24 protein-coding genes and 2 riboswitches are annotated in these 23685 nt (G+C 70.3%); of the genes, 14 read left to right on the top strand and 10 right to left on the bottom strand.

All coding sequences use genetic code 11. The annotated features are described in order from the left end of the window. Positions 1-66 precede the first annotated feature (66 nt). Positions 67-180, bottom strand: a riboswitch (cobalamin riboswitch). A 66-nt stretch (positions 181-246) separates the two neighbouring features. Continuing rightward, a riboswitch (cobalamin riboswitch) is annotated at positions 247-399 on the top strand. A 30-nt stretch (positions 400-429) separates the two neighbouring features. After that, on the top strand, positions 430-1437 hold the full coding sequence (locus tag AVR91_RS14610) for a prenyltransferase/squalene oxidase repeat-containing protein (RefSeq protein WP_063271083.1): 1008 nt from the start codon (positions 430-432) through the stop codon (positions 1435-1437). A gap of 388 nt (positions 1438-1825) precedes the next feature. Here the strand turns inward: AVR91_RS14610 and AVR91_RS14605 are convergent, their stop codons facing one another. Both AVR91_RS14605 and AVR91_RS14600 read right to left on the bottom strand, forming a co-directional pair. After that, positions 1826-4192 carry a helix-turn-helix transcriptional regulator gene (locus AVR91_RS14605; RefSeq protein ID WP_063271084.1) on the bottom strand — a complete coding sequence of 789 codons (2367 nt, stop codon included), beginning with the start codon at positions 4190-4192 and terminating at the stop codon, positions 1826-1828. A 48-nt stretch (positions 4193-4240) separates the two neighbouring features. Next, a complete protein-coding gene (locus AVR91_RS14600) occupies positions 4241-4837 on the bottom strand; it encodes a QsdR family transcriptional regulator (RefSeq protein WP_063271085.1) in 597 nt (198 codons plus the stop codon). Between the two features lie 140 nt (positions 4838-4977). Here AVR91_RS14600 and bdeA point away from each other — a divergent pair, with 140 nt between their 5' ends. Genes bdeA through AVR91_RS14570 form a run of 6 tightly spaced genes read left to right on the top strand, consistent with a single transcriptional unit; the run spans position 4978 to position 10553 of the window. Beyond that, positions 4978-5835, top strand: coding sequence for a bis(hydroxyethyl) terephthalate hydrolase (gene bdeA, locus AVR91_RS14595; protein ID WP_016335551.1), 858 nt, complete (start codon positions 4978-4980; stop codon positions 5833-5835). 59 nt (positions 5836-5894) lie between these two features. Beyond that, positions 5895-6665 (top strand): ABC transporter ATP-binding protein, encoded by a 771-nt coding sequence (locus AVR91_RS14590; RefSeq protein ID WP_394329951.1) that lies wholly within the window; start codon positions 5895-5897, stop codon positions 6663-6665. Next, a complete protein-coding gene (locus AVR91_RS14585) occupies positions 6652-7356 on the top strand; it encodes an ABC transporter ATP-binding protein (RefSeq protein ID WP_143254005.1) in 705 nt (234 codons plus the stop codon). The genes AVR91_RS14590 and AVR91_RS14585 overlap by 14 nt, the downstream gene beginning before the upstream one ends. Before the next feature lie 11 nt (positions 7357-7367). Then, the gene (locus tag AVR91_RS14580; RefSeq protein ID WP_063271086.1) at positions 7368-8246 is read left to right on the top strand and encodes a branched-chain amino acid ABC transporter permease; all 879 of its coding nucleotides are present in this window, start codon (positions 7368-7370) and stop codon (positions 8244-8246) included. 1 nt (position 8247) lies between these two features. Further along, positions 8248-9249: a branched-chain amino acid ABC transporter permease gene (locus AVR91_RS14575; RefSeq protein WP_063271087.1), complete on the top strand. Its 1002-nt coding sequence runs from the start codon at positions 8248-8250 to the stop codon at positions 9247-9249. After that, entirely contained in the window at positions 9246-10553 is a 1308-nt protein-coding gene (locus AVR91_RS14570) for an ABC transporter substrate-binding protein (RefSeq protein WP_063271088.1), read from the top strand. Before AVR91_RS14575 ends, AVR91_RS14570 begins: the two co-directional genes overlap by 4 nt. Before the next feature lies 1 nt (position 10554). Here the strand turns inward: AVR91_RS14570 and fahA are convergent, their stop codons facing one another. The 3 genes from fahA to AVR91_RS14555 all read right to left on the bottom strand — a co-directional run bounded on the left by fahA (position 10555) and on the right by AVR91_RS14555 (position 13183). Continuing rightward, positions 10555-11730 (bottom strand): fumarylacetoacetase, encoded by a 1176-nt coding sequence (gene fahA, locus AVR91_RS14565; protein WP_063271089.1) that lies wholly within the window; start codon positions 11728-11730, stop codon positions 10555-10557. Further along, positions 11727-12569, bottom strand: coding sequence for a hypothetical protein (locus AVR91_RS14560; protein WP_063271090.1), 843 nt, complete (start codon positions 12567-12569; stop codon positions 11727-11729). The genes fahA and AVR91_RS14560 overlap by 4 nt, the downstream gene beginning before the upstream one ends. Before the next feature lie 80 nt (positions 12570-12649). Next, positions 12650-13183, bottom strand: coding sequence for a MarR family winged helix-turn-helix transcriptional regulator (locus AVR91_RS14555; protein ID WP_063271091.1), 534 nt, complete (start codon positions 13181-13183; stop codon positions 12650-12652). Positions 13184-13422: 239 nt separating this feature from the next. Here AVR91_RS14555 and AVR91_RS14550 point away from each other — a divergent pair, with 239 nt between their 5' ends. From AVR91_RS14550 to AVR91_RS14540, 3 genes are read left to right on the top strand one after another with little or no spacing between them, the layout of a single operon-like run. Further along, positions 13423-14040, top strand: coding sequence for a DUF1989 domain-containing protein (locus AVR91_RS14550; protein WP_063271092.1), 618 nt, complete (start codon positions 13423-13425; stop codon positions 14038-14040). Further along, positions 14037-15149 (top strand): oxidoreductase, encoded by a 1113-nt coding sequence (locus AVR91_RS14545; protein ID WP_063271093.1) that lies wholly within the window; start codon positions 14037-14039, stop codon positions 15147-15149. The genes AVR91_RS14550 and AVR91_RS14545 overlap by 4 nt, the downstream gene beginning before the upstream one ends. After that, positions 15146-16015 carry a polysaccharide deacetylase family protein gene (locus tag AVR91_RS14540; RefSeq protein ID WP_063271094.1) on the top strand — a complete coding sequence of 290 codons (870 nt, stop codon included), beginning with the start codon at positions 15146-15148 and terminating at the stop codon, positions 16013-16015. Before AVR91_RS14545 ends, AVR91_RS14540 begins: the two co-directional genes overlap by 4 nt. On the opposite strand, the gene AVR91_RS14535 is transcribed toward AVR91_RS14540, so the two are convergent. Further along, a complete protein-coding gene (locus tag AVR91_RS14535) occupies positions 16003-17562 on the bottom strand; it encodes a PucR family transcriptional regulator (protein ID WP_063271095.1) in 1560 nt (519 codons plus the stop codon). The two genes, AVR91_RS14540 and AVR91_RS14535, sit on opposite strands and share 13 nt — an antisense overlap. A 117-nt stretch (positions 17563-17679) precedes the next feature. Between AVR91_RS14535 and AVR91_RS14530 the strand changes: the two genes are divergently transcribed. The 3 genes from AVR91_RS14530 to AVR91_RS14520 are packed head-to-tail and all read left to right on the top strand — an operon-like array spanning position 17680 to position 20155. Further along, positions 17680-18885, top strand: a complete 1206-nt coding sequence (locus tag AVR91_RS14530) for a serine/threonine-protein kinase (RefSeq protein WP_063271096.1) — start codon at positions 17680-17682, stop codon at positions 18883-18885. A 56-nt stretch (positions 18886-18941) separates the two neighbouring features. Beyond that, entirely contained in the window at positions 18942-19568 is a 627-nt protein-coding gene (locus AVR91_RS14525; RefSeq protein ID WP_063271097.1) for a ClpP family protease, read from the top strand. Continuing rightward, a complete protein-coding gene (locus AVR91_RS14520; RefSeq protein ID WP_016335566.1) occupies positions 19565-20155 on the top strand; it encodes a ClpP family protease in 591 nt (196 codons plus the stop codon). The genes AVR91_RS14525 and AVR91_RS14520 overlap by 4 nt, the downstream gene beginning before the upstream one ends. Positions 20156-20725: 570 nt before the next feature. On the opposite strand, the gene AVR91_RS14515 is transcribed toward AVR91_RS14520, so the two are convergent. Together AVR91_RS14515 and AVR91_RS14510 are read right to left on the bottom strand one after the other, a co-directional pair. After that, positions 20726-21058, bottom strand: coding sequence for a helix-turn-helix domain-containing protein (locus AVR91_RS14515; protein ID WP_037345333.1), 333 nt, complete (start codon positions 21056-21058; stop codon positions 20726-20728). Positions 21059-21103: 45 nt separating this feature from the next. Continuing rightward, positions 21104-22048, bottom strand: coding sequence for a helix-turn-helix domain-containing protein (locus AVR91_RS14510; protein ID WP_063271098.1), 945 nt, complete (start codon positions 22046-22048; stop codon positions 21104-21106). Positions 22049-22119: 71 nt separating this feature from the next. On the opposite strand from AVR91_RS14510, the gene AVR91_RS14505 reads away from it, so the two are divergent. Beyond that, positions 22120-22455, top strand: a complete 336-nt coding sequence (locus AVR91_RS14505) for a cupin domain-containing protein (protein ID WP_063271099.1) — start codon at positions 22120-22122, stop codon at positions 22453-22455. On the opposite strand, the gene AVR91_RS14500 is transcribed toward AVR91_RS14505, so the two are convergent. Both AVR91_RS14500 and AVR91_RS14495 read right to left on the bottom strand, forming a co-directional pair. Then, positions 22440-23105, bottom strand: coding sequence for a pentapeptide repeat-containing protein (locus tag AVR91_RS14500; protein WP_063271100.1), 666 nt, complete (start codon positions 23103-23105; stop codon positions 22440-22442). The genes AVR91_RS14505 and AVR91_RS14500 overlap by 16 nt on opposite strands. Positions 23106-23159: 54 nt before the next feature. Beyond that, the gene (locus tag AVR91_RS14495) at positions 23160-23336 is read right to left on the bottom strand and encodes a CsbD family protein (protein WP_063271101.1); all 177 of its coding nucleotides are present in this window, start codon (positions 23334-23336) and stop codon (positions 23160-23162) included. Between the last annotated feature and the right edge of the window lie 349 nt (positions 23337-23685).

Genomic DNA, 23685 nt, shown 5'->3' with positions numbered 1-23685 from the left:
ACTCCTCCTTGCGGCATGGCGGAGGACAGCGCGGGACGCCGCGGTCACCCCTGTTTATCGCGACAGTGGTTCGTTCATCCGCCCGTTCGGTATCCCGGCTTGCCCTGCGAAGGGCCCACGGTTGCGCGACAGCGCCGGATTTCGACCGGCTTCCCCGTCACGGGCGGCGGTGTTCTGTTGTCGAGCCAGCCGAGGTTAACACCCGTTCACCTCCGGCAGGTACCGCTGACCAGGTCGGTTGCCAGGATCACATCGGCACCCGGCGGTATCCCGCGTTCGACCGGGGTGAGAGTCTTCTCGCGCGGTCGTGGGGGAAGTCCGGTGAGAGTCCGGCGCTGTCCCGCAACGGTGTGCCTTCCAGGCGAGCCCGGTCACCCACGTCGCGCGATGTCACCGACTCCTGTCGTGGAAATGCGGGAAAGGGTTCTCATGAGACGTTTGGTTTTCGCTGTCGCCCTGCTGTGCGGCATCGGGCTGGTCACCGCCCCGGCGGCGGCCGCGGCCACCCACCACAAGGCCGATGCCGCCGCGGGCTGGCTCGCCAGGCAGATGACCGACGGCGAACGGTTCGAGGCCGACTTCGGCGGCCAGAAGTTCCCGGACCAGGGCCTGACGATCGACGCGATCTTCGCGTTCGCCGCGGCCGGGGTGTCGGACACGAACGCGGGCAAGGCGATCGCCTGGCTCGCGAAACCGGAGATCACCACCGGCTACGTTGGCGGCGGCACCGAGGCCTACGCGGGCGCGCACGCCAAACTGATGCTCGCCGCGCAGATCCGGGGCAAGGACCCGGCGTCGTTCGGCGGCGTCGACCTGAAGGCGGGCCTGCTCTCGCTGCTCACGCCGTCCGGCCGGTTCTCCGACCGGTCCGAATACGGCGACTACTCCAACGCCCTCTCGCAGTCGCTCGCCCTGCTGGCGCTGGACCGCACGTCCGGCGGCGTCCCGGCGTCGGCCGTGACGTTCCTCGCGGGCACCCAGTGCGCGGACGGCGGTTTCCCGCTCAACTTCGGCGAAACGACGTGCACGAGCGACGTCGATGCGACCGCGACGGTCGTCCAGGCCTTGCGCGCCACCGGTGACGTGGTGAACGCCCGCGAGGGCACGTCGTGGCTGGTCACGAAGCAGCACGCGAACGGCGGTTTCGGCTTCGGCACGAACGCGCCCAACGCCAACAGCACCGGCCTCGCCGCGGAAGCGCTGGCCGGTCACCGTCCCGCCGCCGCGAGCAAGGCGCGGGAATTCCTGCGCTCACTGCAGACCGGCTGCGCCGGCGCCGAGCCCGACCGCGGCGCGATCGCCTACGACGCCACCGGCCTGAACCCTTCGACCGCCCCGCGCGCGACCGCGCAGGCGATCCTGGGCCTGGCCAGGATTCCGCTGAGCGACCTGCACGGCGGCGGCCGTCCGCAGGCCCCGGTCCTCGCCTGCCCGTGACGCCACCTCGCGAGTGGCAAGGACGGTTCTAACCGTCCGTCTCCTGGATACCTACTTGGACGTCTTGCGTGACTGGATGGACGACACACGTGATCAGACGGACGACACGTGTGTCTGGACGGACGACTCGCGGCGGAGGCTTCGCCGCGGTCGTGTCGTCCATCCGATCACGCGTGTCGTCCGCCTGATCACACGTGTCGTCCGTTCCATCACGCGAAGCCGCCGTTCGGTACAGGTGGTCGTAAGTGGCGGAAGTCCAGGGCGCGGCGTGAGCGAAGGCGTAACTCTCGTGATCAGGGACGTGACTCGCGTGATTGGAGGCGGAACTCGCGTGTTACGCCTTCAATCACGCGAATCACGCCTTCAATCACGTGAGTCACGGGCAGCGTCACTCGCCGGAGGCGACGCGGCGCGCGAGTTCCACGCGGGACCGCACCCCCAATGCGGTGAAGATGTTCCGCAGGTGGTGGTCCACCGTCCGGTGGCTGATCACCAGCCGCCGCGCGATCTCCTTGTTGGTCTCCCCCGCCGCCACCAGCCGGGTGATGGCGTCCTGTTGCGGGGTGAGGCCGGCGAGCGAGCGGTGCGGCACGTCGACGGTCTCGCCCGCAGCCCGCAATCCGGCCCGGGCCCGTTCGGCGAACCGGGTCGCGCCGACGTTTTCGAAGCCGCGCAAGGCATCGCGGAACTGGTCGCGGGCGTCGCGGGTCCGGCGATGGCGTCGCAGCAAGGTGGCGTACGCGAACCTGGTCCTGGCGAGTTCCACCGCGCCGCCCGCGCGCCGGTGCGCCTCGACGGCCAGCCGGAAACGCCGTTCCGCCACGCCGGGATCCGACGCCATCAGCGCGTGACAGCGGTGGCTCAACGCGAGCCAGCAGGGTTCCGCCGCGGCCAGGGTCCAGCGGTCGAACACCTCCAGCGCGGCACGGGCACGTTCGGGCCGCCCGGTGCTGACGGCCGCCTCGACGAGTTGCGGAGTGGCCAGCACTCGGATCACCGGCTGGTCGCCGGAGACGCCGGAAGCGAGATCTTCGAGCCTGCTCAGCGCGTCGTCGGGCCGGTCCTCGGCCAGGTCCAGGCACGCGTACGCCCACGCGGCGACGGCGGCGGGCCTGCCGAGGCCGCGTTCGGCGATGCCCTCGGCCGCTTCGTCCAGTTCCGGCGCCCGGTCGCCGAGGAGCGCGGCGGCCAGCCCCAGCAGCGTCAGATGTTCCATCCGCAAGTTGTGCGGCGCGTGCAGGCCGTCGCGGGAAGCCGCCCGCGCACAGGGGATCCGGTCGAGCGCGATGGCCGAAAGCGACAGGTAGACCAGCGCCCACGGCAGTTCCGCGTGCCGTTTGCCGAGCCGCGCGCGGCTCACCGCGGCCGCCGCGTACTCGTGCGCCTGTTCGGCGTGCCCGCGGGCGAAGGCCGCTTCGGCGGCCCAGACGGCTCCGGCGACGTCGGTGTCGGCCATCCCCTTGGCGACGGCTTCCTCCAGCGGAGCGACCGCGTCGTCGTGACGTCCGGCGTAAACCGAGGTCAAGCCGCGGAAATGCGCGAAGGCCAGCCCTTCTCCGGCCGGGACCGTCCGCGCGAGGGCCCGGTAGCCACCCAGGTCGCCGCCGAGCCTCCGTGCCTCGCCCGCGAGCAGGAGCGCGGCGGCCGGATCGGGCAGCAACCGCGCAGCCGTGCCGAGTTCATGGGTGGCGACGGCGGGATCGCCGTCGCGCAGTTCGATCTCCCCGTGCAGCAACGCCACCGCACCCGGTTCGGCGTCGGCCCTCGACAGCAGCAGCCGCGCCCACCCCGGTCTGCCCGCCTGCCAGGCCGCGTCCGCCGCCGCCAGCAGCCGGGCCGCCCGCGCACCCGGATCGGCGGTCAGCGCTGCGGCGCGTTCGAGATGCCGCGCCGCGGCCGCGTGATCCGCCGCGGGTGCCGCGGCGAGCGCGTCCGCGAGTGGCTCGGACGGCGTGGCGGTCGCCATCGCGCGGTGCCAGAGCGCGTCCGGTCCTTCCTCGACGGAGGCCAGCCGCGCGTGCGCCGCACGGCGGTCGGCCGGTGACGCCGCCGCGTACCAAGTCGCCTTCCGCGCCGAAAAGTCCATGCAGGTGCAGAGAAACCGCAAACGTTCGTCGAGCGGCATCGCGTCGAGCTCGGCCGTGTACCGAGGCAGGCGGTCCCGCAGGATCGGCGAAACCGGCTCCCGTCCGGCCGCCTGGGCGGGCGTCAGCGAGGCCGCCAGCGCGACCAGGTCGGCGGGATTCCCGTCACCCAGCTCGACGAGCTGCGGCCGGACACTGGCGGGCACACCGCGGTCACGCAGCACCTGATCGGCGGCGGATTCGCTCAACGGTGGCAGCTCGACGGAGTCGAACTCGTCCGAGCCGGATCGCGACGCGAGCACCATCCCGACCGGCGCGCCCGCCAAGCGCCGGGCGGCGAAACCCAGCGCCGCCAAGGACTCCGGGTCGATCCAGTGCGCGTCGTCGACCCAGCAGATCGTCGGAACCGACACTGCGCCGAGCCGGTCTCGCGCTTCCGCGCCGCTGGCGACCGACGCGCCGAACATCCGCTGCAGGGCGCCGTACGGCAGCGTGCTTTCCGCCCGCAGGCCCCGCACCCCGACGAGCCGGACGCCGAGGGTGGCACGCAGCTCGGCGAGCAGGGCCGACTTGCCCAGGCCCTCCGTGCCGCGGATCAGCACCGCGCGTCCGGCGGCCGAGCGCAGCCCGCCGAAGAGGTCGTCCCTGCCCCGCAACGGGTACACAGGCATCCACGCCTCCTCGAGATCCCTCTCGATGAAACACCAGGCGCAAGTGTTTCACAAGGCTTTGCTCGGCACCCGTCCCTCCACGAGCGCTCCCAGCAGCGTCGATGCCGCGTCGAGATCGGGGGTCCGGGAGGCGAGGACGTCCGAATACAGGAACGCCTCCCCCAGCCGCACGATGGCGTAGCAGAGGCTGTCCAGCCCGACGCTGGGCTCGAAGCCGCCCGCGTCGACGTCGCGGCGCAGGAGCTCGACGTGCGCGGCGATCACCCTCGGCTGGACACGGCCGTCCGGGTCGGTGAGCAGCCTGATCGCCAGCACCGGCTCGTCGTCGAGGAAGCGGCGGAACCCCGCGCTCGCCGCGAGCACCGACCGGTACTCCCGCATGATCGCGAGACACCGCAGTTCGCCGGCCGCGTTGCGCACCACGTCGCCCTCTTCGCGCTCCCAGGTCCGCGCGGCGGCCGTCAGGGTGCGCTCGGACAGGTAGTAGAGGGCATCACCGAGCAGGTCTTCCCGGTTTCCGACGCGACGGAACAGGGTGCTGCGCGAGATGCCCAGATCCTGGGCGAAGGCGGAGGTGTCGACGCGGACGCCGCGATCGATCCACCGGGCCGCCGCGCGGACTATGTCCTCGGCTGAGGGATTCACGATCGCCGATCGTACGGGCGCCCGGGCCGGCGAGGGCGACCGCGGAGCAAGACCGGCGATTTCACCGATGCAGGCGCCTCCGTCCGTTTGCCAGAGTCCATCACCACGGACTGTGTTCAACGGCGAACGGAGACGGCACCATGCGTAGTACGACCCGGATCCTTTGTGGACTGGCCACCGTCGCGGCACTCACTGTCGCCCCCACGGCCTACGCCGCCGAGAACCCCTACGAACGAGGACCGGACCCGACCGAGAGCAGCATCGAAGCCTCGCGCGGCTCCTTCGCGGTGTCGCAGACCTCCGTGTCGAGCCTGGCCGTCACCGGCTTCGGCGGCGGAACCATCTACTACCCCACCAGCACAGCGCAGGGCACGTTCGGCGCGGTCGCCATCTCGCCGGGGTTCACCGCCACGCAATCGAGTATCGCGTGGATCGGCCCGCGGCTGGCGTCGCAGGGGTTCGTCGTGTTCACGATCGACACCAACACCATCTACGACCAGCCCGACAGCCGCGGTGACCAGTTACTCGCCGCGCTCGACTACCTGACCCAGCGCAGCACCGTGCGCTCCCGCATCGACACCTCCCGGCTCGCCGTGGCCGGGCATTCCATGGGCGGCGGCGGTTCGCTCGAAGCCGCACAGGACCGGCCGTCGCTGCAGGCCGCGGTGCCGCTCGCGCCGTGGAACACGCAGAAGTCGTGGTCCTCGCTGAGGGTGCCGACGTTCATCATCGGCGGCGAGTCCGACTCCGTCGCACCGGTGGCGTCGCACTCGATCCCGTTCTACACCAGCATTCCCGCCACCGCGGAGAAGGCGTACATGGAGCTGGACAACGCGAGCCACTTCTTCCCCAACACGGCGAACACGACCATGGCCAAGTACACGATCTCGTGGCTGAAGCGGTTCGTGGACAACGACACCCGCTACGAGCAGTTCCTCTGCCCCGCCCCGGACGACCGCGCGATCAGCGACTACCGGGACACGTGTCCGCACGCCTGAGTGTCCTCGGCCCCGGCGCGCCCGCGCCGGGGCCCCCTTCCGCCGTTGGGAGTTCTTGCGTGACCCTGTCGACCTTCGAGATGTCCGGCGTATCGGTGACCTTCGGTGGTCTCGTCGCGTTGTCGGACGTCTCCCTCACCGTCGCACCGGGCCGGGTGCTCGGCGTGATCGGCCCGAACGGGGCGGGCAAGACCACGCTGTTCAACGTCGCGTGCGGTTTCGTCAGGCCGGACACCGGCACGCTGTCCTGGCGCGGCACGGAACTGCGGCGGCTGCGCCCGCATCGTCTCGCCGGCCTCGGCATCGCGCGCGGCCTGCAGGAGCTCGGCCTGTTCGACCGGATGACCGTGCTGGAGAACGTCCTCGTGGGCGCGGGCAGGCACGCGAAATCCGGCTTCTGGTCTTCGTTGCTGGGGCTGTCGAAGGACGAAAAGGCCCTGACCGAGCGGGCGATGACGCAGCTGGAGGACTTCGGCATCGCCGACGTCGCCCATCGCTACCCCACCAGTCTCCCTTACCCGACAAGGAAAAGGGTCGCTTTGGCGCGAGCACTGGTGAGCGAACCCGACCTGCTGCTGCTCGACGAACCGGCGGGCGGCCTTTCGTCGGCCGAGATCGACGAGATCGGCGCGCTGGTCCGCGGCCTGACCGAGCGTATGTCGGTGATGCTCGTCGAGCACCATATGGATCTGGTGATGGGGGTCTGCGACGAGATCGTGGTACTGGACTTCGGCAGGGTCATCGCCCGCGGCACCCCGGACGAGATCCGCGCCGATCCGGCGGTGCAGGCGGCTTACCTCGGCGAGGAGGTGGCCGGTGCTGACCGTTGAGCGGCTCTCGGCGAGCTACGGCCCGGTGCGCGCGCTCGATTCGGTGAGCCTTTCGGCCGCCGAGGGCGAGATCACCGCGGTGCTCGGCGCGAACGGCGCGGGCAAGACCACGTTGTTGCGCACCATCTCCGGCCTCGTCCGGCCTGCGGGCGGCCATATCCGTCTCGGCGGCGGGGACTTGAGCCGAGTGTCCACAGAGGACCTTCCCGCACTGGGTCTCGCGCATGTTCCCGAAGGCCGCGGCGTACTGGCCGAACTGACTGTCGAGGAGAACCTCCGGCTCGGCGCGCTCGGGGCGCGCGGCCGGGTGAAGACGGCCGACCTGCGGCGGATCTACGACCTCTTCCCCGTGCTCGCCGAGCGCAAGAACGGTCTCGCGCACGTCCTTTCCGGCGGCGAGCGGCAGATGCTGGTCATCGGCCGCGCGCTGCTCTCCCGGCCGAAGGTGCTGCTGCTCGACGAACCATCCTTGGGCCTCGCACCCAGGATCGTGGCGCGGATCTTCGGGCTGCTGCGCGGTCTCGTCGACGACGAAGGCCTGGCCGTCGTGCTGGTCGAGCAGAACGCGCGCAGCGCGCTGTCCATCGCCGATCACGGTGTCGTGCTCAACCTCGGGCGGGTCGTCGTCCGGCGGGACGCGGCCGCGCTCGTCGCGGACGACGCGCTCCGGCACGCCTACCTCGGATTCTGAAAGGGAGCTTCGTGCAGCAACTGCTCACCACCGCGCTCACCGGCCTGACGCTGGGCGCGGTCTACGCCGCGTTCGCGCTGGCGCTCGTGCTGATCTGGCGGGCGACGCGGATCGTGAACTTCGCGCAAGCGCCGATGGCGATGATCACCACGTACGTCGCGCTCGTCCTGATCGACGCGGGCTGGTCGTACTGGGCGGGTTTCGCCGGCGCCCTGCTTTCGGGTCTGGTGCTCGGCGCGCTGGTGGAACGCTTCGTGATCCGGTTCGTCTCGGGGAAACCCGAGATCAACGCCGTCATCCTGACGCTGGGGCTGTTCATCGTGCTGCACGCGCTGGCGGCGCTGGTGTTCGGTTCGCGGTACCGGTCCTTCCCCGCGCCGTTCGGGCTCACCGGTTTCCAGGTCGGCGGCACGACGATCGCACTGACCGGGTTCGGTGTGTTCACCATCGCCGCCGTCGGTGTGGTGCTGATCGGGCTCGTGGTGTTGTTCCGCGGTACCGATCTGGGCCTGCGGATGCGGGCCGCGGCCTTCGACCGGGAGGTGGCCCGCCTGCTCGGGGTGCGGGTCGGGCGGATGCTCACCCTCGGCTGGGCGCTGGCCGCGCTCGCCGGTTCGCTGTCGGGTCTGCTGATCGCCGGCGGCGGCCTCGTCCATCCGTCCTATATGGACGGTGTGGTGGTGTACGGTTTCGTCGCCGCGGTGCTCGGCGGGCTGGACAGCCCGGTCGGCGCGGTCGTCGGCGGCGTCGTCCTCGGCCTGTCGCTGAGCCTGGTGAGCGGCTACGTCGGCGCGGAACTGGTGCCCCTCGCCGCGCTGGCGCTGCTCATGGCGGTGCTGCTCCTGAAACCCGGCGGCCTGTTCACGAGCGTTCGCGAACGGAGGGTCTGACGTGCTGCGACGTCATCTCCTGAGCGCGCTCGCCGCGTTGGTCGTCGTCGTGCTCGTGCTGGAGAACTCCGGGCCGTTCCTCACCGCGCAGTTCACCACGATGGCGTATCTCGCGATCGCGGCGGGCGGTCTGACCGTCCTCACCGGACTCAACGGGCAGCTCTCCTTGGGACACGGCGCGCTGATGGCCGTCGGCGCCTATTCGACGGCGCTCCTACTGAGGTCGGATGCGTTGCCACTTCTGGTGATCCTGCTGCTGGCGATGGTGATCACCCTCGCGGTCGGCGCGCTCGTGGGTGTCGCCGCCGCCAGGCTGCATGGTCCGTATCTCGCCGGGGCGACACTCGCGCTCGCCGTCGCCGTCCCCGGGATCCCGTTGTTCTTCGGCGAAGCGCTCGGCGGCGAGCAGGGCTTGCCCGTACGGATGCCGGAGATCCCCGGCTGGCTCGCGGACGCCGCGTACTTCGTCACCGGCCAGGATCTCACGTCGATTCGCTATCTCGCTTACCTTTCATGGTTCGCGGTGATCGCCGTGTTCGTCCTGCTGGCGAACCTGTCACGCGGTCGCGTCGGACGCGACTGGCGGGCGGTCCGCGACGAGGACGTGGCCGCCGAACTGGCCGGGATCGACCTCGCCCGCACCCGGGTGCGGGCGTTCGTGGTCAGCGCGGGATGCGCGGGCCTGGCCGGGGCGCTCATGGCGTTGTCCGCACGGTTGGCGGCCCCGAGCGGTTTCGCGCTGACGCTGTCGCTGCTGCTGGTGTCCGCGGTGGTGCTCGGCGGTCTCGGAAGTCTCACCGGAGCGCTCGCCGGGGCCGCGCTGCTGACCTTCCTGCCGCCACTGGTGACCGGCGCGGGAACGGATCTCGGCCTGTCGGACGTGCAGGCCGCGCATCTGGCGCCGTTGCTCTACGGCCTGGTCACCGTCCTGATCGTGCTGCTCGCACCGGCGGGCCTCGCCGGCGGGCTGCGGAAACTCATCCACTGGAGGCGAAGTTCATGAAACGCTGGACCAAGGCCGTGGCCGTCTTCCTGGCCGTGACGGTCACCGCCGCCTGCGGGGCGGGCGGCAGACCCGAGGGCGACCGGAAGGGCTCGACGGTCGGCGTCACCGACACGACCATCAAGATCGGGGCGCATTTCCCGCTGACCGGCGTCGCCGCGCCGGGCTACAGCGAGATCCCCGGCGGACATCAGGCGTACTACGACTACGTGAACGCGAACGGCGGCGTCCACGGCCGCAAGATCGAGTTCGTGGTGAAGGACGACGGCTACAACCCGACCACGACCAGCGCCGTGACCAACGAACTGGTGCTCAAGGAAGAGATCTTCGCGATGGTCGGCGGCCTCGGGACGCCGACGCACAGCGCCGTCGTCGACTTCCTGAACAACTCGAAGGTGCCGGACCTGTTCGTGTCGTCGGGTTCGCTGCGCTGGGGCGACGACCCGAAGAAGGCGCCGTTCACCTTCGGCTGGCAGCCGGACTACGAGATCGAGGGCAAGATCATCGGCGACTGGGTGCGCAAGAACCTGCCGAACGCCAAGATCGGCCTGTTCCTCCAGGACGACGACTTCGGCCGCGACGGCGAGAAGGGCGCGCGGCGCTACCTCGGCGAGCAGATCGTGGAGGTCGCGAAGTACTCGCCGGGCAACACCGACATCGCGCCGCAGATCGCGAAACTCAAGGCCGCGGGCGTGGATCTGGTGCTGGGCTTCACCGTTCCGTCGTACACCGCGCTCTCGCAGCTGGCTTCGCTGAAGATCGGGTTCAAGCCGAAGTGGTTCTACAGCAACGTCGGCTCCGATCCCGCGCTCGTCGGCTCCCTGCTCGCGCGGTTCTCCGAAGGCAAGGTGACCAACGGCGCGTCGCTCATCGACGGTGTGGTCACCACCGAATACCTGCCCGGTGTCGACGCGCCGGACAACGCGTGGACGAAGCTGTGGCAGGACGTCTGGAAGGCGCACGGCAAGGGCGGCGACCTGACGAACTACCGCATCTACGGGATGGCGCAGGCGTACACGTTCGTCCAGGCGTTGCAGGCGGCCGGAAAGGACCTGACGCGGGAACGGATCGTCGAAGTGCTCCAGCAGTCCGGGAAGACCTTCGCGGGGCCGGGCCTTGCGCCGTTCCGCTACACCGGCGACAACCACCTGGGCATTTCCGGGATGTCGGTGGTCGAGCTCAAGGGAGGCGTCGGCAAGGATCTGACCCCGGTACTGGTGACAGACCTCGGCGACGCCCCCATCGAGGCGAACGACTCGGCGGCGAACGACGCGCCGCCGCCGAACGGGATCGCCGGTAGCTGAGTCACCGTGCGGGCAGCACGCGTCCCCGCACCTCGCCGAACCCGATCCGCGAGCCGTTCGCGCCGGGCGCGGTGCCGGTGATCACGACCTCGTCGCCGTCCTGCAGGAAGGTGCGCTCCTCCCCCTTGACCGTGAGCGGTTCCTTGCCGCCCCAGGACAATTCGAGGAACGCGCCGCGCTGACGCTTCTCCGGTCCGGAGATCGTCCCGGAGCCGTACAGGTCACCCGTGCGCGACGAGGCGCCGTTGACCGTCAGATGCGCGAGCATCTGCGCGGGTGACCAGTACATCTCGCGGAACGGCGGGCGGCTGACCTCCTCGCCGTTCCATTCGATGACGAGGTCGATGTCGAGCCCCCACGGGTCGCTCTCCCGCAGGTACGGCAGCGGCTCCGGATCGGTCTGCCCGGGCAGCGGGATCCGCGCGGCTTCCAGCGCCAGGATCGGCACCACCCACGGGGAGATCGAGGTCGCGAAGCTCTTGCCGAGGTGCGGGCCCAGCGGGACGTACTCCCACGCCTGGATGTCACGGGCCGACCAGTCGTTGAGCAGGACCGCGCCGAAGACGTGGCGAGGGAAGTCGTCCGGCGTGATCGGGGTGTTCAGCGGCGTCCCGGTGCCGACGATGAAGCCCATTTCGGCCTCGATGTCCAGCCGCGCGCTCGGCCCGAACACCGGCGCCGTGTCGGCCGGGGCCTTGCGCTGACCGCTCGGGCGCACGATGTCCGTACCGGAGACCAGGACCGTGCCGGAGCGTCCGTGGTAGCCGACCGGGAGGTGCTTCCAGTTGGGCAGCAACGGTTCCGCGTCGGGGCGGAACAGCCTGCCGACGTTCGAGGCGTGGTGTTCGGAGGCGTAGAAGTCGACGTAATCGGCGACCTCGATCGGCAGATGCAGTGTCACCCGCCCGATCGCGTGGACCGCGCCGTCGGGGAGCTCTCCGGAGACCAGGTCGCGGATCCGATCGCGGACCGCTACCCAGCGGTCGTATCCCTGCGCCATGAACGGGTTCAGCGTCGGCGCGGCGAACACGTCGTCGCCGAGCGCCGCGGCCAGGTCTACGACGGAGTCGCCGACGCGCACGCCGACGCGCGGGGAATCACCGTCGACGGAGAACACGCCGTACGGCAGGTTGTCGATCCCGAACAGCGAGCCTGCGGGGATGTCGATCGTGGTCATGCCTCTCCTCGGGGCGCCTCGAGCAGGCCGAGTCCGGCCAGTTCGGTCAGGGGGTCGGTGATGCTGCAGGTGCCGAACGACGTGAAACCCGCGCGGACCGCGGCGACACGATCCGCGTCCAGCGCCCGGAGCCGCTCGGCGATGACGGCGCCGTCTCGTTCGGCGAGAACGGCTTCGGCGTCTCCGCCGGTGAGGACGGCGTCGGTGGCGAGCATCAGGTTGAGGAAACCGTGCTGTTCGAAGCCGGTCTCCGGATCGGTGTTGCGGAGGGCGTGATGCAGGCCCGCGGTGGCCTTGAACGGCACACCCGCCCCGGCCGCCGCTCGGACCGCGGCGGCGAGTTCCGCTTCGTCCGGGTACAGGTCGGCGCGGACGCCGCCGGTGCGGAACTTCGCCCGGTGACCGGTGCCGGAAAGGGCGTTCAGCAGCGGGATGCGCCGCTCGTCACGCGGGATCTCGACGAAGACCGGCCCGGTGGCGCGGGAAAGCGCGGCGAGCACCTCGTCCGGGCCCATCCCCTCCGGGACGACGATCTCGAGCGCTTCGAGCTTCACCGGGAGTTCGGCGACCGCGGCGAGCACGCCGTCGAGCTGCGCGGGTCCGCCGGGCAGGGTCACCGAGACCGGCAGCGGGGTCTCCCGGCCGTCCAGCACCTCGGCGAGGTCGCCGAGCACGGTCGCGGCGACGACCAAGGGCCCGACCAGGCCGGCGTACCAAGCCTCGAGGTGCTCGTCGTGTGCGGCGACGGCGTCCGGAAGCGGGGCCAGGCCCGGCGGGAACACCGCGGCGTCGTCGCACAGCCCGGCGAAGAGCGCGGGAATTCGTCCGCCGTCCACCATGGTCTCCTCCTCGCCGATTTAGTTCACACTTTGACTATCCATCGGGCAGCGTAGTCCGGTCTTCCGGGCGACGGGAAGGCCTACTTGCGGCTCCGGGTGCCGAACTCGGCTCGGCTGGTGATCAGCTTGCCCAGCAGCATCACGAGGATGCGCTGTTCGGTCTCGGTCAACGCGTTCGTCCAGCCGAATTCGCGCTCGTTGTGCTCACGGAAGACCGAGACCATCTCCTCCTGCCCCGCCTCGGTGAGCGACAACCGCACCGAACGTCCGTCGCGCTCGTCCGGTGCCCGGTCGAGCATGCCCTCCGCGACCAGCGTCTTGACCAGGTTCGACACCGCGGCCCGGCTCATCCCGGTCAGCCGGGCGGCGCTGGTCGGTTCGAGCGGTCCGGCGAGCCAGACCACGAACAGCAGCCGGAACGCCGACCAGGACCGCCCGCGCGGCCGGTGCACCGCGGCTTCGAGGTCGTAGGTCACCAGGTCGGAGGCGCGGTTGAGGGTCAGCAGCACCTCGGTCGCCAACTGGTGACGGAAGCCGTACTCCTGGGCGAGCCGCCGGTTCGCCAGCGCCACGAACGACCAGAAGTCCAGCCCGGCCGCATCCACGTCTTCCATCGGCGAACACTAACCCGGCTTCGCGAAACTGGTCAAAGTCGAAACTACTTTTATCCGGAACTCGCGTGCTTGGAGACGGAACTCGCGTGATTCCAGCCGGAACACGCTGTTCCGCCTTCGATCACGCGAGTTCCGGCTTCAATCACGCGTGATCGGCCTGGATGTTTATCCATCCTGGATGCTTGATCATGGAGGTTTCTCCATGGCGAGACATCGGGCAGTCCCTGTTTGCTGGGGGCATGAGCAGAACGGAAGTGCCACCCGGGACCGGCAGGGCCGTCCGGGTGGCCGCAGGGGATCTGGTGCGGGTGATCGACGTCGACGGCGGCCAGGTCGGAGACGTGTTCGCCTTCCGCGACAGCGGAGACGCCGAACTGACCGAGCACCACAGCGCGGCGCACACCCGCGCCGGCGTCGACAGGCTCTTCCCCGCGGTCGGCGAGGCCTTCCTGACCGACTTGCGCCGCCCGATCCTCACGCTGGCCGAAGACACCTCTCCCGGTGAGCACGACATGCTCATCCCGGCGTGTGACCCGGCCCGATACAAAGCACTGGGTGCACCGGACCACCGGTCCTGCGCCGCGAATCTGCGTGAGGCCCTGGGAGAGGCCGGGCTCAGCTTCGCCGGTCCGACCCCGCAGCCGATCAACGTCTTCATGCGCATCCCGGTCGGCGAGGGCGGACGCCTGAGCTGGCTCACCGCGAACTCGCGCCCGGGCGACGCGGTGACCCTGCGGGCCGAGATGGACTGCGTCGTCGTGGTCTCCGCCTGCCCGCAAGACCTCGTCCGGATCAGCGACTCCGGACTTTCCCCGCTCGCCATCGAAACCGTCCACAATGGAGGAACCAGATCATGACGACCACCGTCGAACACCCCGCGCTCGCCCCGGTCACCCTCAGCGGTCTCGCGCTGCGCAACCGCTACGCCGTCGCCCCGATGTCCCGCGTCTCCGCGCGGCCGGACGGCACCCCGACCGGGGAGATGGCCGACTACTACGCCGAATTCGCCCGCGGCGGCTTCGGGCTGGTGTTCAGCGAGGGCACCTACCCCGACAGCGCGGCCAGCCAGGGTTACCTCAACCAGCCCGGCCTCGCGCGGGACGAGCACGTCGCGGGCTGGCGGGTGGTCACCGCCGGAGTCCGCGCGGCGGGTGGCCGGATGATCGCGCAGCTCATGCACGCCGGGGCGATCGCGCAGGGCAACCCGGACACCGTCGGCCCGTCGGCCGTCCAGCCGCGCGGGGAGAAAATGCGCGCTTACGGCGGTTCCGGGCCTTGGCCGGTCCCCCGCGAACTGACCACCGCCGAGATCGACGACATCATCGACGGTTTCGCGGCCGCGGCCGTGCGTGCCCGTCAGGCCGGCTTCGACGGCGTCGAGGTGCACGCGGCCAACGGATATCTGCTCGACCAGTTCCTGACCGACTACACCAATCACCGCACCGATTCCCACGGCGGACCGGTCGCGAACCGGATCCGGCTGACCGCCCGGGTCGTGACCGCCGTCGCCGAGGCGGTGCCGGAGCTGGTGACCGGCGTGCGGTTGTCACAGACGAAGGTCAACGACTTCACCTACCGGTGGCCGGGCGGCCGCGCCGACGCCGAGGTGATCTTCGCCGCGGTCGCCGAGGCGGGCGCGCAGTACCTCCACATCGCCAGCGAGGGCCGGAACTGGCTGGAGACGGCGAAGCTGGCCGACGGCGGCACGATCACCGCGCTCGCCCGGGAGGTCACCGGGCTGCCCGTAATCGCCAACGGCGGGATGCACGACCTCGCGCAGGCGCACGAGGTACTCACCGGCGGGCACGCGGACCTGCTGTCGATCGGGCACGGCGCGCTGGCCAACCCCGATCTGCCCGCCCGCGTCGCGGCGGCGGAACCCCTGGCCGAGTTCGACCGGGCGATGGTCTCCCCGACGGTCACGGTGGCGAACGCGCGCCGTTGGCGGGAGAGTCGGCAGGCGTGACTGAAGCAAGCTGGCACGGCGGCGCGGCCGCGGTCGCGACCCTGACCTTCGACGTCGACGCGGAGTCCCCGATCCTCGCGCGGGGCCGGGGTTACGCGGACCACCTGTCGACCATGTCCCATCAGGCGTACGGGCCCAGGGTCGGGGTGCCGCGCGTCCTCGATCTGCTCGACGAACTGGCCGTGCCCGCGACGTTCTTCGTGCCGGGCTGGGTCGCCGAACAGCGGCCCGGCCTCGCCGCCACGATCGTGGAGCGGGGGCACGAGGTGGCCCACCACTCCTACAGCCACCGGCCGCCGACCGCGATGACCGCCGCCGAGCAGCGCGCCGATTTCGAACGGGGCATGGCGGTCTTCGCCGCACAGGGCATCGAGATCAACGGGCATCGCGCGGCGGGCTGGGAGTCCACTTGGGACACTCCGGCGCTGGTGGCCGGACACGGCCTGAGCTACGACTCGTCGCTGATGGCGGACGACCGGCCGTACCTGATCGACACCGGGGCGGGCCGGATCGCCGAATTGCCGGTGCACTGGTCGCTCGACGATTGGGAGCAGTACGCGTTCCTTCCCGCGCCGCACGTCGGCTCGGTGATCACCCCACCGGTTCAGGTGCTGGAGATGTGGCGCGCCGAGCTGGACGCGATGCGCCGCTACCGTTGCCTGTTCAACCTGTGCCTGCACCCGTTCCTTTCGGGCAGGCCGGGGCGGCTGGAAGCGGTGCGCGCGCTCATCGAGTTCGGGCTCGGGCTCGGTGACGTCCGGTTCGCGCGCTGCCGCGATGTGGCGGCCGCGGCGCTGGCCGACCCGGCCTTGCCCGTGGAACCGTTGCGGCGCCTCGAAGCCGACCCCGCGGTCTATCCGGACTGAGCCGCTTCGAGCGCCAGGAACAGGTCGACCCGGTCCGCGGTCCGCCCGACATCGCGGCCGGTCAGCTCGGTGACCTTGGCCAGCCGGTTGCGCAAGGTGTTGACGTGCACGAACAGGGCCGCGGCGGTGGTCGCCCAGTGGCCGTCGTGGTCGAGGAACGCCCGCAGGGTCGTCTCCAGTTCGCCGTCGCGGACGCGGTCGTGCTCGCGCAGCGGGCCGAGCAGGGCGTCGGCGAAAGTGTGCCGCCACTGCTCGTCGTGCGACTCCAGCAGGAGCCGATAGCTGCCCAGCTCGGCGAAACTCGCCGCGATCGGCCCGCCCCGCCTGCCACGGAGCACGCGGCAGGCTTCGCGGCTGCGTGACAACGGCGTCCGCAGTTCGGCCGCACCCGGCACCGGGTCGGCGAGTCCGACGACCACGCGGCCACCGGAAAGCCGGTGCGAAACGGACGCGGCCAGCCGTGGCGCGAAGGCGGCGGGCGACTGCCTCCCTGAACGGAACGGCAGTACCGCGACGACGTCCTGGCTGCCCGCCGCCACGACCGCGGGCAGGCCGTCCGCCAGCAGGAAGTCGGTCACAGCCTCGGCCATTCCCGGCGGGGTCGCGGCTTCCTCACCCGCGAACGCCAGCGCGATCACCGCCAGCGGCCCGTCCGGGTCGACCCCGAAGGCACGCAGCCTGCCGGGCACCTCCGCGGCGCGCTGCGCGCCGGAGAGCACCATGTCCAGCAGCTCGACGGCGAACCGCATCTCGATCGCCTGCACCGCCTGGTGCCGGGCCACCTCCAGGCTGAGGTAGCGCGCGGTCTGCTCCAGCGCGTCCCGCTCTCCGCGAGTCAGCTCCGTCGCGGGACGCAGGCACAACAGCGCGGCGTCCGCGTCGCCGATCGCGCCGACGGGGAACAACGCCGCCCGCGTCCCCGCGCCGAGATCCGCTTCCAGCGGCGGCGGATGCCCGGCCAGTGCCTCCGCCGCGGCGCGCGTCTGCCCGGCGTCCAGTTCGGCGCCGGCGGACGCCAGTTCCCGGCCCATCCGGTCCACGACCGCCAGCGGGAGTTCGTGTTCGCGGCGGAGGACCGCGAGCACCCCGGACGCGCCCGCGCCCCTCGACAGCGCCGAAGTCAGCTCGTCGCCTCGGCGCACCAACGACATCAGCGCGTTCTGCCGGTCGGTGGCCTGGATCGCCGCGGCGGCGCGCGTGACCGCGGTGAACGGCACCGCCACCGAGATCTCCAGCAGCGGCAACCCGGCTTCCCGGCAGGCGTCGGCGAGCGCGGGCGGGGTGTCGCGTTGTTCCACGCGCAGGCCGAAGATGATCCCCGCCGCTCCGGCGCCGACCACCCTCGCGACGAAATCCGCCGGATCGACCCGGTCGAGCCACAGGCCGTTGGTCAGCACGACCTCGTGCTCGCGCACGTATGGCCCCGGATCGGGGAGCTCGGTGTTGTGCACCCACAACACCTGCCCGGCCAGTGCCCCGTCGCGGCCGGGGACGACCACCCGCAGTTCCAGGGCCGGGTCCTCGACCAGCGCCGCCAAGGTCAGCATGACTGTGAATATATCCAGTCGCGCCAGTCTTTCATGGATGAACGGCCATTTCATCGTTTTGTCATGAGCCCTGGTTAGCGTGCCTCGGAGACCCTTCAGAATTCGAGGAGCCCCACTGTGACGGCAGTTTCGAGCACGATCGCCGAGCGCTACACCCTGCTCGAGAAGCTGGGCGGCGACGGGACGGCCGTGCTGTGGCGCGGCGAGGACGGGCCGGACGGTCCCCCGGTCGCGATCAAGCAACTGCCGCTTCCCACGCACGAACCCGCCCGCGTGGAGCGGCTCCAGAAAGAAGCCCGCGTCGCGGTGGATCACCCGTCGGTGGTGCCCGTTCGCGATGTCGTGGTCGCGGACGGAAACGCGTTCATCGTGATGGATCCGGTGGAGGGACGGACCCTGGAGGACCTCGCGTCCACGGGTCCGCTGCCGCCGCGGTTCGTGGCCGACCTCGGCGGGAAGGTCCTCGGCGCGCTCACCGCCGCGCACACGGCGGGCATCGTGCACGGGGACGTGCGGCCCGCGAACATCCTGGTGGGTCCCGACGGCGCCGTGAAGCTGATCGGCTTCGGGATCGCCAAGGCCCTCGACCCGGTAGGCACACCGGCGTTCCTCGCCCCCGAAACGATCGCCGGGCACGACGGCACGCCCCATTCCGACCTCTGGTCGCTCGGCGTGACCCTGCTCAGCGCGAGCGAGGGCGGGAACTTCTTCCAGCGGGCGAACGTCGCGGCCACGCTGTACGCCGTCGTCAACGAGCAGCCCGCCATCGACCGGACGCCCCGCCCGCTCGCGGACGTCCTGCGCGGGCTGCTGGCGAAAGCGCCGCACGCGCGCATGCTGCCGGACCAAGCGCTCCCATTGCTGGCCCAGGCCGCGAGCGGGATCGAAACGCCGGTGCCGACCCCGCCGACGCGTCCCGGCCTGACACCGCCGTCGGTCTTCGCGGTACTGGCCGGGGTGGCGAGCATGCTCTTCGGTTTCTTCGTGTTGGCGGACGCGATGCTGGTCCACTACGTGTACCTGATGCACTGGCATTGGGTGCCACTGCTGCTCTGTCAGGTCGCCCTCGTCTTGTCGGGGGTGTTTTCGGTGGCCGGCGGCGGGCTCCTGCTCGCCAACGTCCGCCGTGGGCAGGTCATGATCACCGTCGGCTGCGGGCTGACGCTGCTAAGCCTGCTTCTGCTGAAGGCGCTGGATGAGGCGGAGTACCTGGGCCTTCCCCTGCAACCGGGACTCACCCTCGACCTCCTCGCCATCGTCTTCGCCATGCTCTTGACCATCACCGTGTGGTTCGTGCCGGCGAAACGCCCTGCTGTGGGCTGATCCGCTCACAGCAGAGAAACCGGCGGGCGGCCGGGACCCGGCGGCATGGTCGGGGCATGAGCGACAACGAGAAGCAGCCACTCTTCGACCAACGGCAACGGGAACGGTTCTTCAGCCAGCGTGTGCTGGTCCTCGACGGCCCGCTCGACGACGACAACGGGACGGTCCTCGCCACGCAGCTCCTGTCACTGGCGAGCGAGGATCCGCGCAAGGACATCGCGTTGTGGATCCACTCGCCGGGCGGTTCGGTCCCGTCGATGCTGGCGATCCGGGACGTGATGCGGCTCGTGCCGTGCGATGTCGCCACCCTCGCGCTGGGCTTGGCATGCAGTGCCGGGCAATTCCTGCTCTCCGCGGGCACCCCGGGTAAACGGTTCGCGCTGCCGCACGCGCGGATCCTGATGCACCAGGGTTCGGCGGGCATCGGCGGTTCGGCCGTCGAGGTGGAGGTGCAGGCGGACGACCTGCGCTACACGCGCGACACGGTGCTCGGGCTCATCGCCGAGGACACCGGGCAGCCCATCGACCGGATCTTCGCCGATTCGCTGCACGATCGCTGGTTCACCACCGAGCAGGCCCGCGAATACGGCTTCATCGACCACATCGTCGAAAGCCTCGACCAGGTCGTCCCCGTCCGCACCCACAAACTCGGCCTCGGCACGGAAAGGGGTGCGGGCAAGTGAGTACCTACACCATCCCCAACGTCATCTCCCGCAGTCCCGCCGGCGAGCGGATCATGGACGTCTACTCGCATCTGCTGTCGGAGCGGATCATCTACCTCGGGACCGCGATCGACTCCGGCGTGGCGAACGCCCTGATCACGCAGCTGCTGTACCTGGAGGCGGACAACCCCGAGCAGGAGATCAACCTCTACATCAACACCGAGGGCGGCGACCCGTCGGCGATGCTCGCGCTGTACGACACCATGCGCTTCATCAAGGCGCCGGTGGCGACGACCTGTGTCGGCCAGGCCGTCGCGGCTGGTGCGATCCTGCTGGCCGCGGGCGAAGCCGGGCACCGGTTCGTGCTGCCGCATACGCGGGTGGTGCTGCACCAGCCCGCGGCGCAGGGGCGCGGCACGATCCCGGACCTCATCCTGCAGGCCGACGAGGTCGTGCGGGTGCGGACGCAGCTGGAGGAGATCCTTTCCGCCCACACCGGCCGCGCCGTCTCGGATCTGCGGCACGACACCGACCGGGACCGCGTGTTCGACGCGGCGGGCGCCGTCGCCTACGGGCTGGCGGACCGGGTCCTCGACGAACGGGCTTAGGTCCCGGAGGCGCCCTTCATCGCGTGAGACGAGGAGATCGGCTGACGGGAACTCGGTCCGGGTGGTCGTGAGTGGCGATGCAGACAGGCCCGATCCCGAGCGTCCACAAGGGACATATCGCGTCGATCGAGCATCCATTTGATACCTTTATGTCCGTTTCTAGACGGGGTCGTGAGTGATAATGCGGGTTAGAACCACCCAAATCACTCACGACCCCTGCCCAAAGTGGCCAAATTGGGCATTTCGCCTCTGAATGTGTCCCTTGTGGACAGTCAAGAGCGCGCCAGGTCTCTGTGGTGAGCATGCTCTCGCCTCCAACTCCATCACGCCATGTTCGACCTACCTCTCAATAACCCGTCTAACCCCGAAACGCCACTCACGAGGACGTTGCGCCGCACTCACCCGACCGGAGCCGGAACTCGCGTGTTTGAAGGCGGAACTCGCGTGATCAGAGGCGGAACTCGCGAGTGCGGCGTCCAGACACACGAGTTCCGTGCCTGATCACGTGAGTTACGCCTTTGCTCACGCCGCGCCCCTGTGTGTCCCGTCCGGTAGGTACAGCTCAGGGGCTCAGGCGGCCATGAGCACGGGCCCTCGCGGACGGCGGCCGACCGCGAGGCCCGTGCTGCCGCCCCGGCTGATCGTGCCCGCGATCCCGAAGAGCAGATCCGCCAGGTCGAGCCCCAGCGCGCCGGTGACCGCGGCGATCATCTCGCTCGACGGCTCCTTGCGGCCGCGCTCGATCTCGGAGAGGTACTGCGGCGAGATCCCCGCGCGTTCCGCGACGTCGACGAGGCGGCCGCCCTGTTCCTCCCGCGCGGCGCGCAGGCTCCGGCCCAGCACGTCACGCCACAGCGGTTCGGGTTCGGGGCGCTTCTGCTGGAAAGGAAGGATGTCCGCCATACGGTCATCGTGACATCGGGCCGGGGCTCGCGTACGCCGTTCCGCTCAAGGCGAAACCGGGTCACGGAACGCGCGCCGGTACGCGCCCGGCGTCGTGCCGACCTGGTCGCGGAAGCGGCGGCGAAGGTTCACGGCCGACGTCAGCCCGACGCGGGACGCGATCACTTCCACCGGCAGGCCGGTCTCCTCCAGCAGGGTGCGCGCCTCGGTCACCCGGCGCGTCAGCAGCCACGCCCCCGGAGTGGTGCCGAGCTGATCGGCGAAACGCCGGGCCAGCGTGCGCGGCGAGACGTTGAGGTGCGCGGCCAGATCGGCCACCGACAACGGCGTCCCGAGGCGGGTGCCCGCCCACTCGAGGAGACCGTCCAGCTCGTCGCCGGGCGGCGGGGCTGGGACGAACTGCGCCTGCCCGCCGTCGCGATGCGGCGGCATCACCATGTGCCGGGCGACGAGGGCGGCGTGCGCGGCGCCGTGGTCGCGCCGGACGAGGTGCAGGCAGAGGTCGATCCCCGCGCCGGCCCCGGCGCTCGTGGCGACGTCGCCGTGGTCAACGTAGAGCACGTCCGGCTCCACCTGGATCAGCGGGAACTCCTCCCGCAGCTGAGCGGCGCGCGCCCAATGCGTGGTCGCCGACCTGCCGTCGAGCAGCCCGGTGCGGGCCAAAGCGAAGACACCGGAGCAGATCGTGACGAGCCGCGCTCCCCTGGCGTGCGCGCGCAGGAGCGCCCGGCGCACGGGGGCCGGCAGCGGTGCCTCGACCGGGGACCAGCCGGGGATGAGCACGGTGTCGGCGTCCGCCAGCGCGGAAAGGCCCCGCGTCACGGACATCGCGTACCCGGCCGTGGTCGGCACCGGGCCGGGCTTCTCCGTGCAGACGTCGAACTCGTAGTACTTCGGCACCCCGGCCCGCTCGGTGCCGAAGACCTCGGCGGCGATCCCGAGCTCGAACGTCGACTGCACCGGCCGCACCAGTGCCCTCACGCGATGCATGGCAAGAAAGTACCCCATGGTGTCTTCCCTGACACTGTCCAGCGGCGCGACGGCCCAGGCAGCATGGGGACATGCACTCAGAGATCCTCGCCCAAGAGGGCTACACTTCCGTCTCCGTCAAGGAATCCCCCGCGCGCGAGCTCTTCCCCGGAATCCGCCTTCGTCCACTGTGGACAGGCGCGGACGGCGCGCAGGCGAATCTGCTGGAAATGGATCCCGGCAGCTCGTGGCCGCACCGCGACGTCCACGAACCCGGCCCCGAAGAGGTGTTCGTCGTCTCCGGCACCTTCAACGACGGCGCGCGCGACTATCCGGCGGGGACCTTCCTGCACGCCCCGGCCGGTTCGTGGCACGTGCCCGCGTCGGCGACCGGCTGCACGCTGTTCGTCTTCTACCCCGAGGGCTGAACCGACAAGCCGCTCTCGGTCGCGAGGATCCCCGCGACCGAGACGGCCTGTTCACCGGTGATCTTCGCGCCGCGCAGGGTCAGCAGACCGCGGACCCCGGACAGACGCGAGCCGCGGAGATCGCAGCCCACCGCGGCCGTCGCCGCGAACTCGGTTTCGGTGAAATCGCAGTCCACGAAGGTCAGCCGGGACAGGTCGCCCGAGAACACCGTCTCCCGGAACGAACATCCGGAGAACACGACCGGACCCTTCACCCGCTCGACGGTCACCGAGGCGTAGTCGAACCGTGCGTTCTCGACGTACAGATCGGTGGCGGAAGTGATCGCCACTCCGAGCCCGATCGCCCGGCAGCGCAGGATTTCGACCCGTCGGGCCGACAGTTCGCGGATCGCCGCGTTGGACAGGTCGACACCTTCGAAGACGACGTCGGAGAGCGTCAGCCGGTCGAGGCGGGCGTTCGCCAAGCTCACGTCCGTGACAAGGCAGTGCGCGATCTCGCCGCCACCGCGGACGCCGTCCTGCTCACCGCCGTCGAGGTGGACCGAATCGAAGTCGAAATCGCCGCGAAGCACCGCGGGTTCGCTTCCGAGGTCTTCGCGCTCGACCGAAGGCCTCCGCACCTTGACGCCGTCGAAATCCCGGAACTCCATGCCCCGGACCGTACCGGGGCCCGCCTCGGCAGGCGGGCCCCGCCGGTCACGAGGTCAGTCCCGGACGCCCTTCACCGCGTCCTTGACCTTCTCGCCCGCCTGCCTGACGTTGGCCTTGCCCTGCTCGGCCTTGCCTTCCGCCTGCCACTGCTCGTTGTCCGTGGCGTTCCCGGCGGCTTCCTTCGCCTTGCCCTTGAGCTCGTCGATCTTGTTCTCGGCCTTGTCGTTCATCGGAGCCTCCTTCGTTGTCCGTCGCCTCCGGTTACCCGGCTCACGGCCCCGAAAACGGCGCGTTCGTCACAGTCATCTCTCGCCGCCGGCGTGACCGCAGGGCCCCACCTCCTGACGGGTGCACCCGGTACCGCCCGGTTCCGGAAATACCCGAAAACGCATATTTCGATCGCCCGACCGGACGGAATAATCGAATTTCCACCGGCACTTACCCGGACATTACCAACACCTTTACTTGCTGGTCTTTTCGAGTGATCGACAGCCATGATCACCTTCGCGCAAAGACAACTGGCACGCGGCACCGCTAACATCGCAAGCGTTCTCCGGACAGACTCGGCACGTCCTGTTC

The sequence above is a fragment of the Amycolatopsis keratiniphila subsp. keratiniphila genome, assembly GCF_001620365.2.
GTDB classification, from domain to species: Bacteria; Actinomycetota; Actinomycetes; order Mycobacteriales; family Pseudonocardiaceae; genus Amycolatopsis; species Amycolatopsis keratiniphila.
This window is presented reverse-complemented; position numbering and strand designations above follow the sequence as displayed.

Coding starts and splice junctions, on each gene's coding strand:
- AVR91_RS14515 (WP_037345333.1), bottom strand. CDS start 21,058: ATGGCGGACATCCTTCCTTTCCAGCAGAAGCGCCCCGAACCCGAACCG.
- bdeA (WP_016335551.1), top strand. CDS start 4,978: ATGCGTAGTACGACCCGGATCCTTTGTGGACTGGCCACCGTCGCGGCA.
- AVR91_RS14495 (WP_063271101.1), bottom strand. CDS start 23,336: ATGAACGACAAGGCCGAGAACAAGATCGACGAGCTCAAGGGCAAGGCG.
- AVR91_RS14500 (WP_063271100.1), bottom strand. CDS start 23,105: ATGGAGTTCCGGGATTTCGACGGCGTCAAGGTGCGGAGGCCTTCGGTC.
- AVR91_RS14525 (WP_063271097.1), top strand. CDS start 18,942: ATGAGCGACAACGAGAAGCAGCCACTCTTCGACCAACGGCAACGGGAA.
- AVR91_RS14555 (WP_063271091.1), bottom strand. CDS start 13,183: ATGGAAGACGTGGATGCGGCCGGGCTGGACTTCTGGTCGTTCGTGGCG.
- fahA (WP_063271089.1), bottom strand. CDS start 11,730: ATGACCACGATCGACATCCCCGCAGGCTCGCTGTTCGGGATCGACAAC.
- AVR91_RS14510 (WP_063271098.1), bottom strand. CDS start 22,048: ATGCATCGCGTGAGGGCACTGGTGCGGCCGGTGCAGTCGACGTTCGAG.
- AVR91_RS14545 (WP_063271093.1), top strand. CDS start 14,037: ATGACGACCACCGTCGAACACCCCGCGCTCGCCCCGGTCACCCTCAGC.
- AVR91_RS14535 (WP_063271095.1), bottom strand. CDS start 17,562: ATGCTGACCTTGGCGGCGCTGGTCGAGGACCCGGCCCTGGAACTGCGG.
- AVR91_RS14505 (WP_063271099.1), top strand. CDS start 22,120: ATGCACTCAGAGATCCTCGCCCAAGAGGGCTACACTTCCGTCTCCGTC.
- AVR91_RS14605 (WP_063271084.1), bottom strand. CDS start 4,192: ATGCCTGTGTACCCGTTGCGGGGCAGGGACGACCTCTTCGGCGGGCTG.
- AVR91_RS14610 (WP_063271083.1), top strand. CDS start 430: ATGAGACGTTTGGTTTTCGCTGTCGCCCTGCTGTGCGGCATCGGGCTG.
- AVR91_RS14550 (WP_063271092.1), top strand. CDS start 13,423: ATGAGCAGAACGGAAGTGCCACCCGGGACCGGCAGGGCCGTCCGGGTG.
- AVR91_RS14570 (WP_063271088.1), top strand. CDS start 9,246: ATGAAACGCTGGACCAAGGCCGTGGCCGTCTTCCTGGCCGTGACGGTC.
- AVR91_RS14560 (WP_063271090.1), bottom strand. CDS start 12,569: ATGGTGGACGGCGGACGAATTCCCGCGCTCTTCGCCGGGCTGTGCGAC.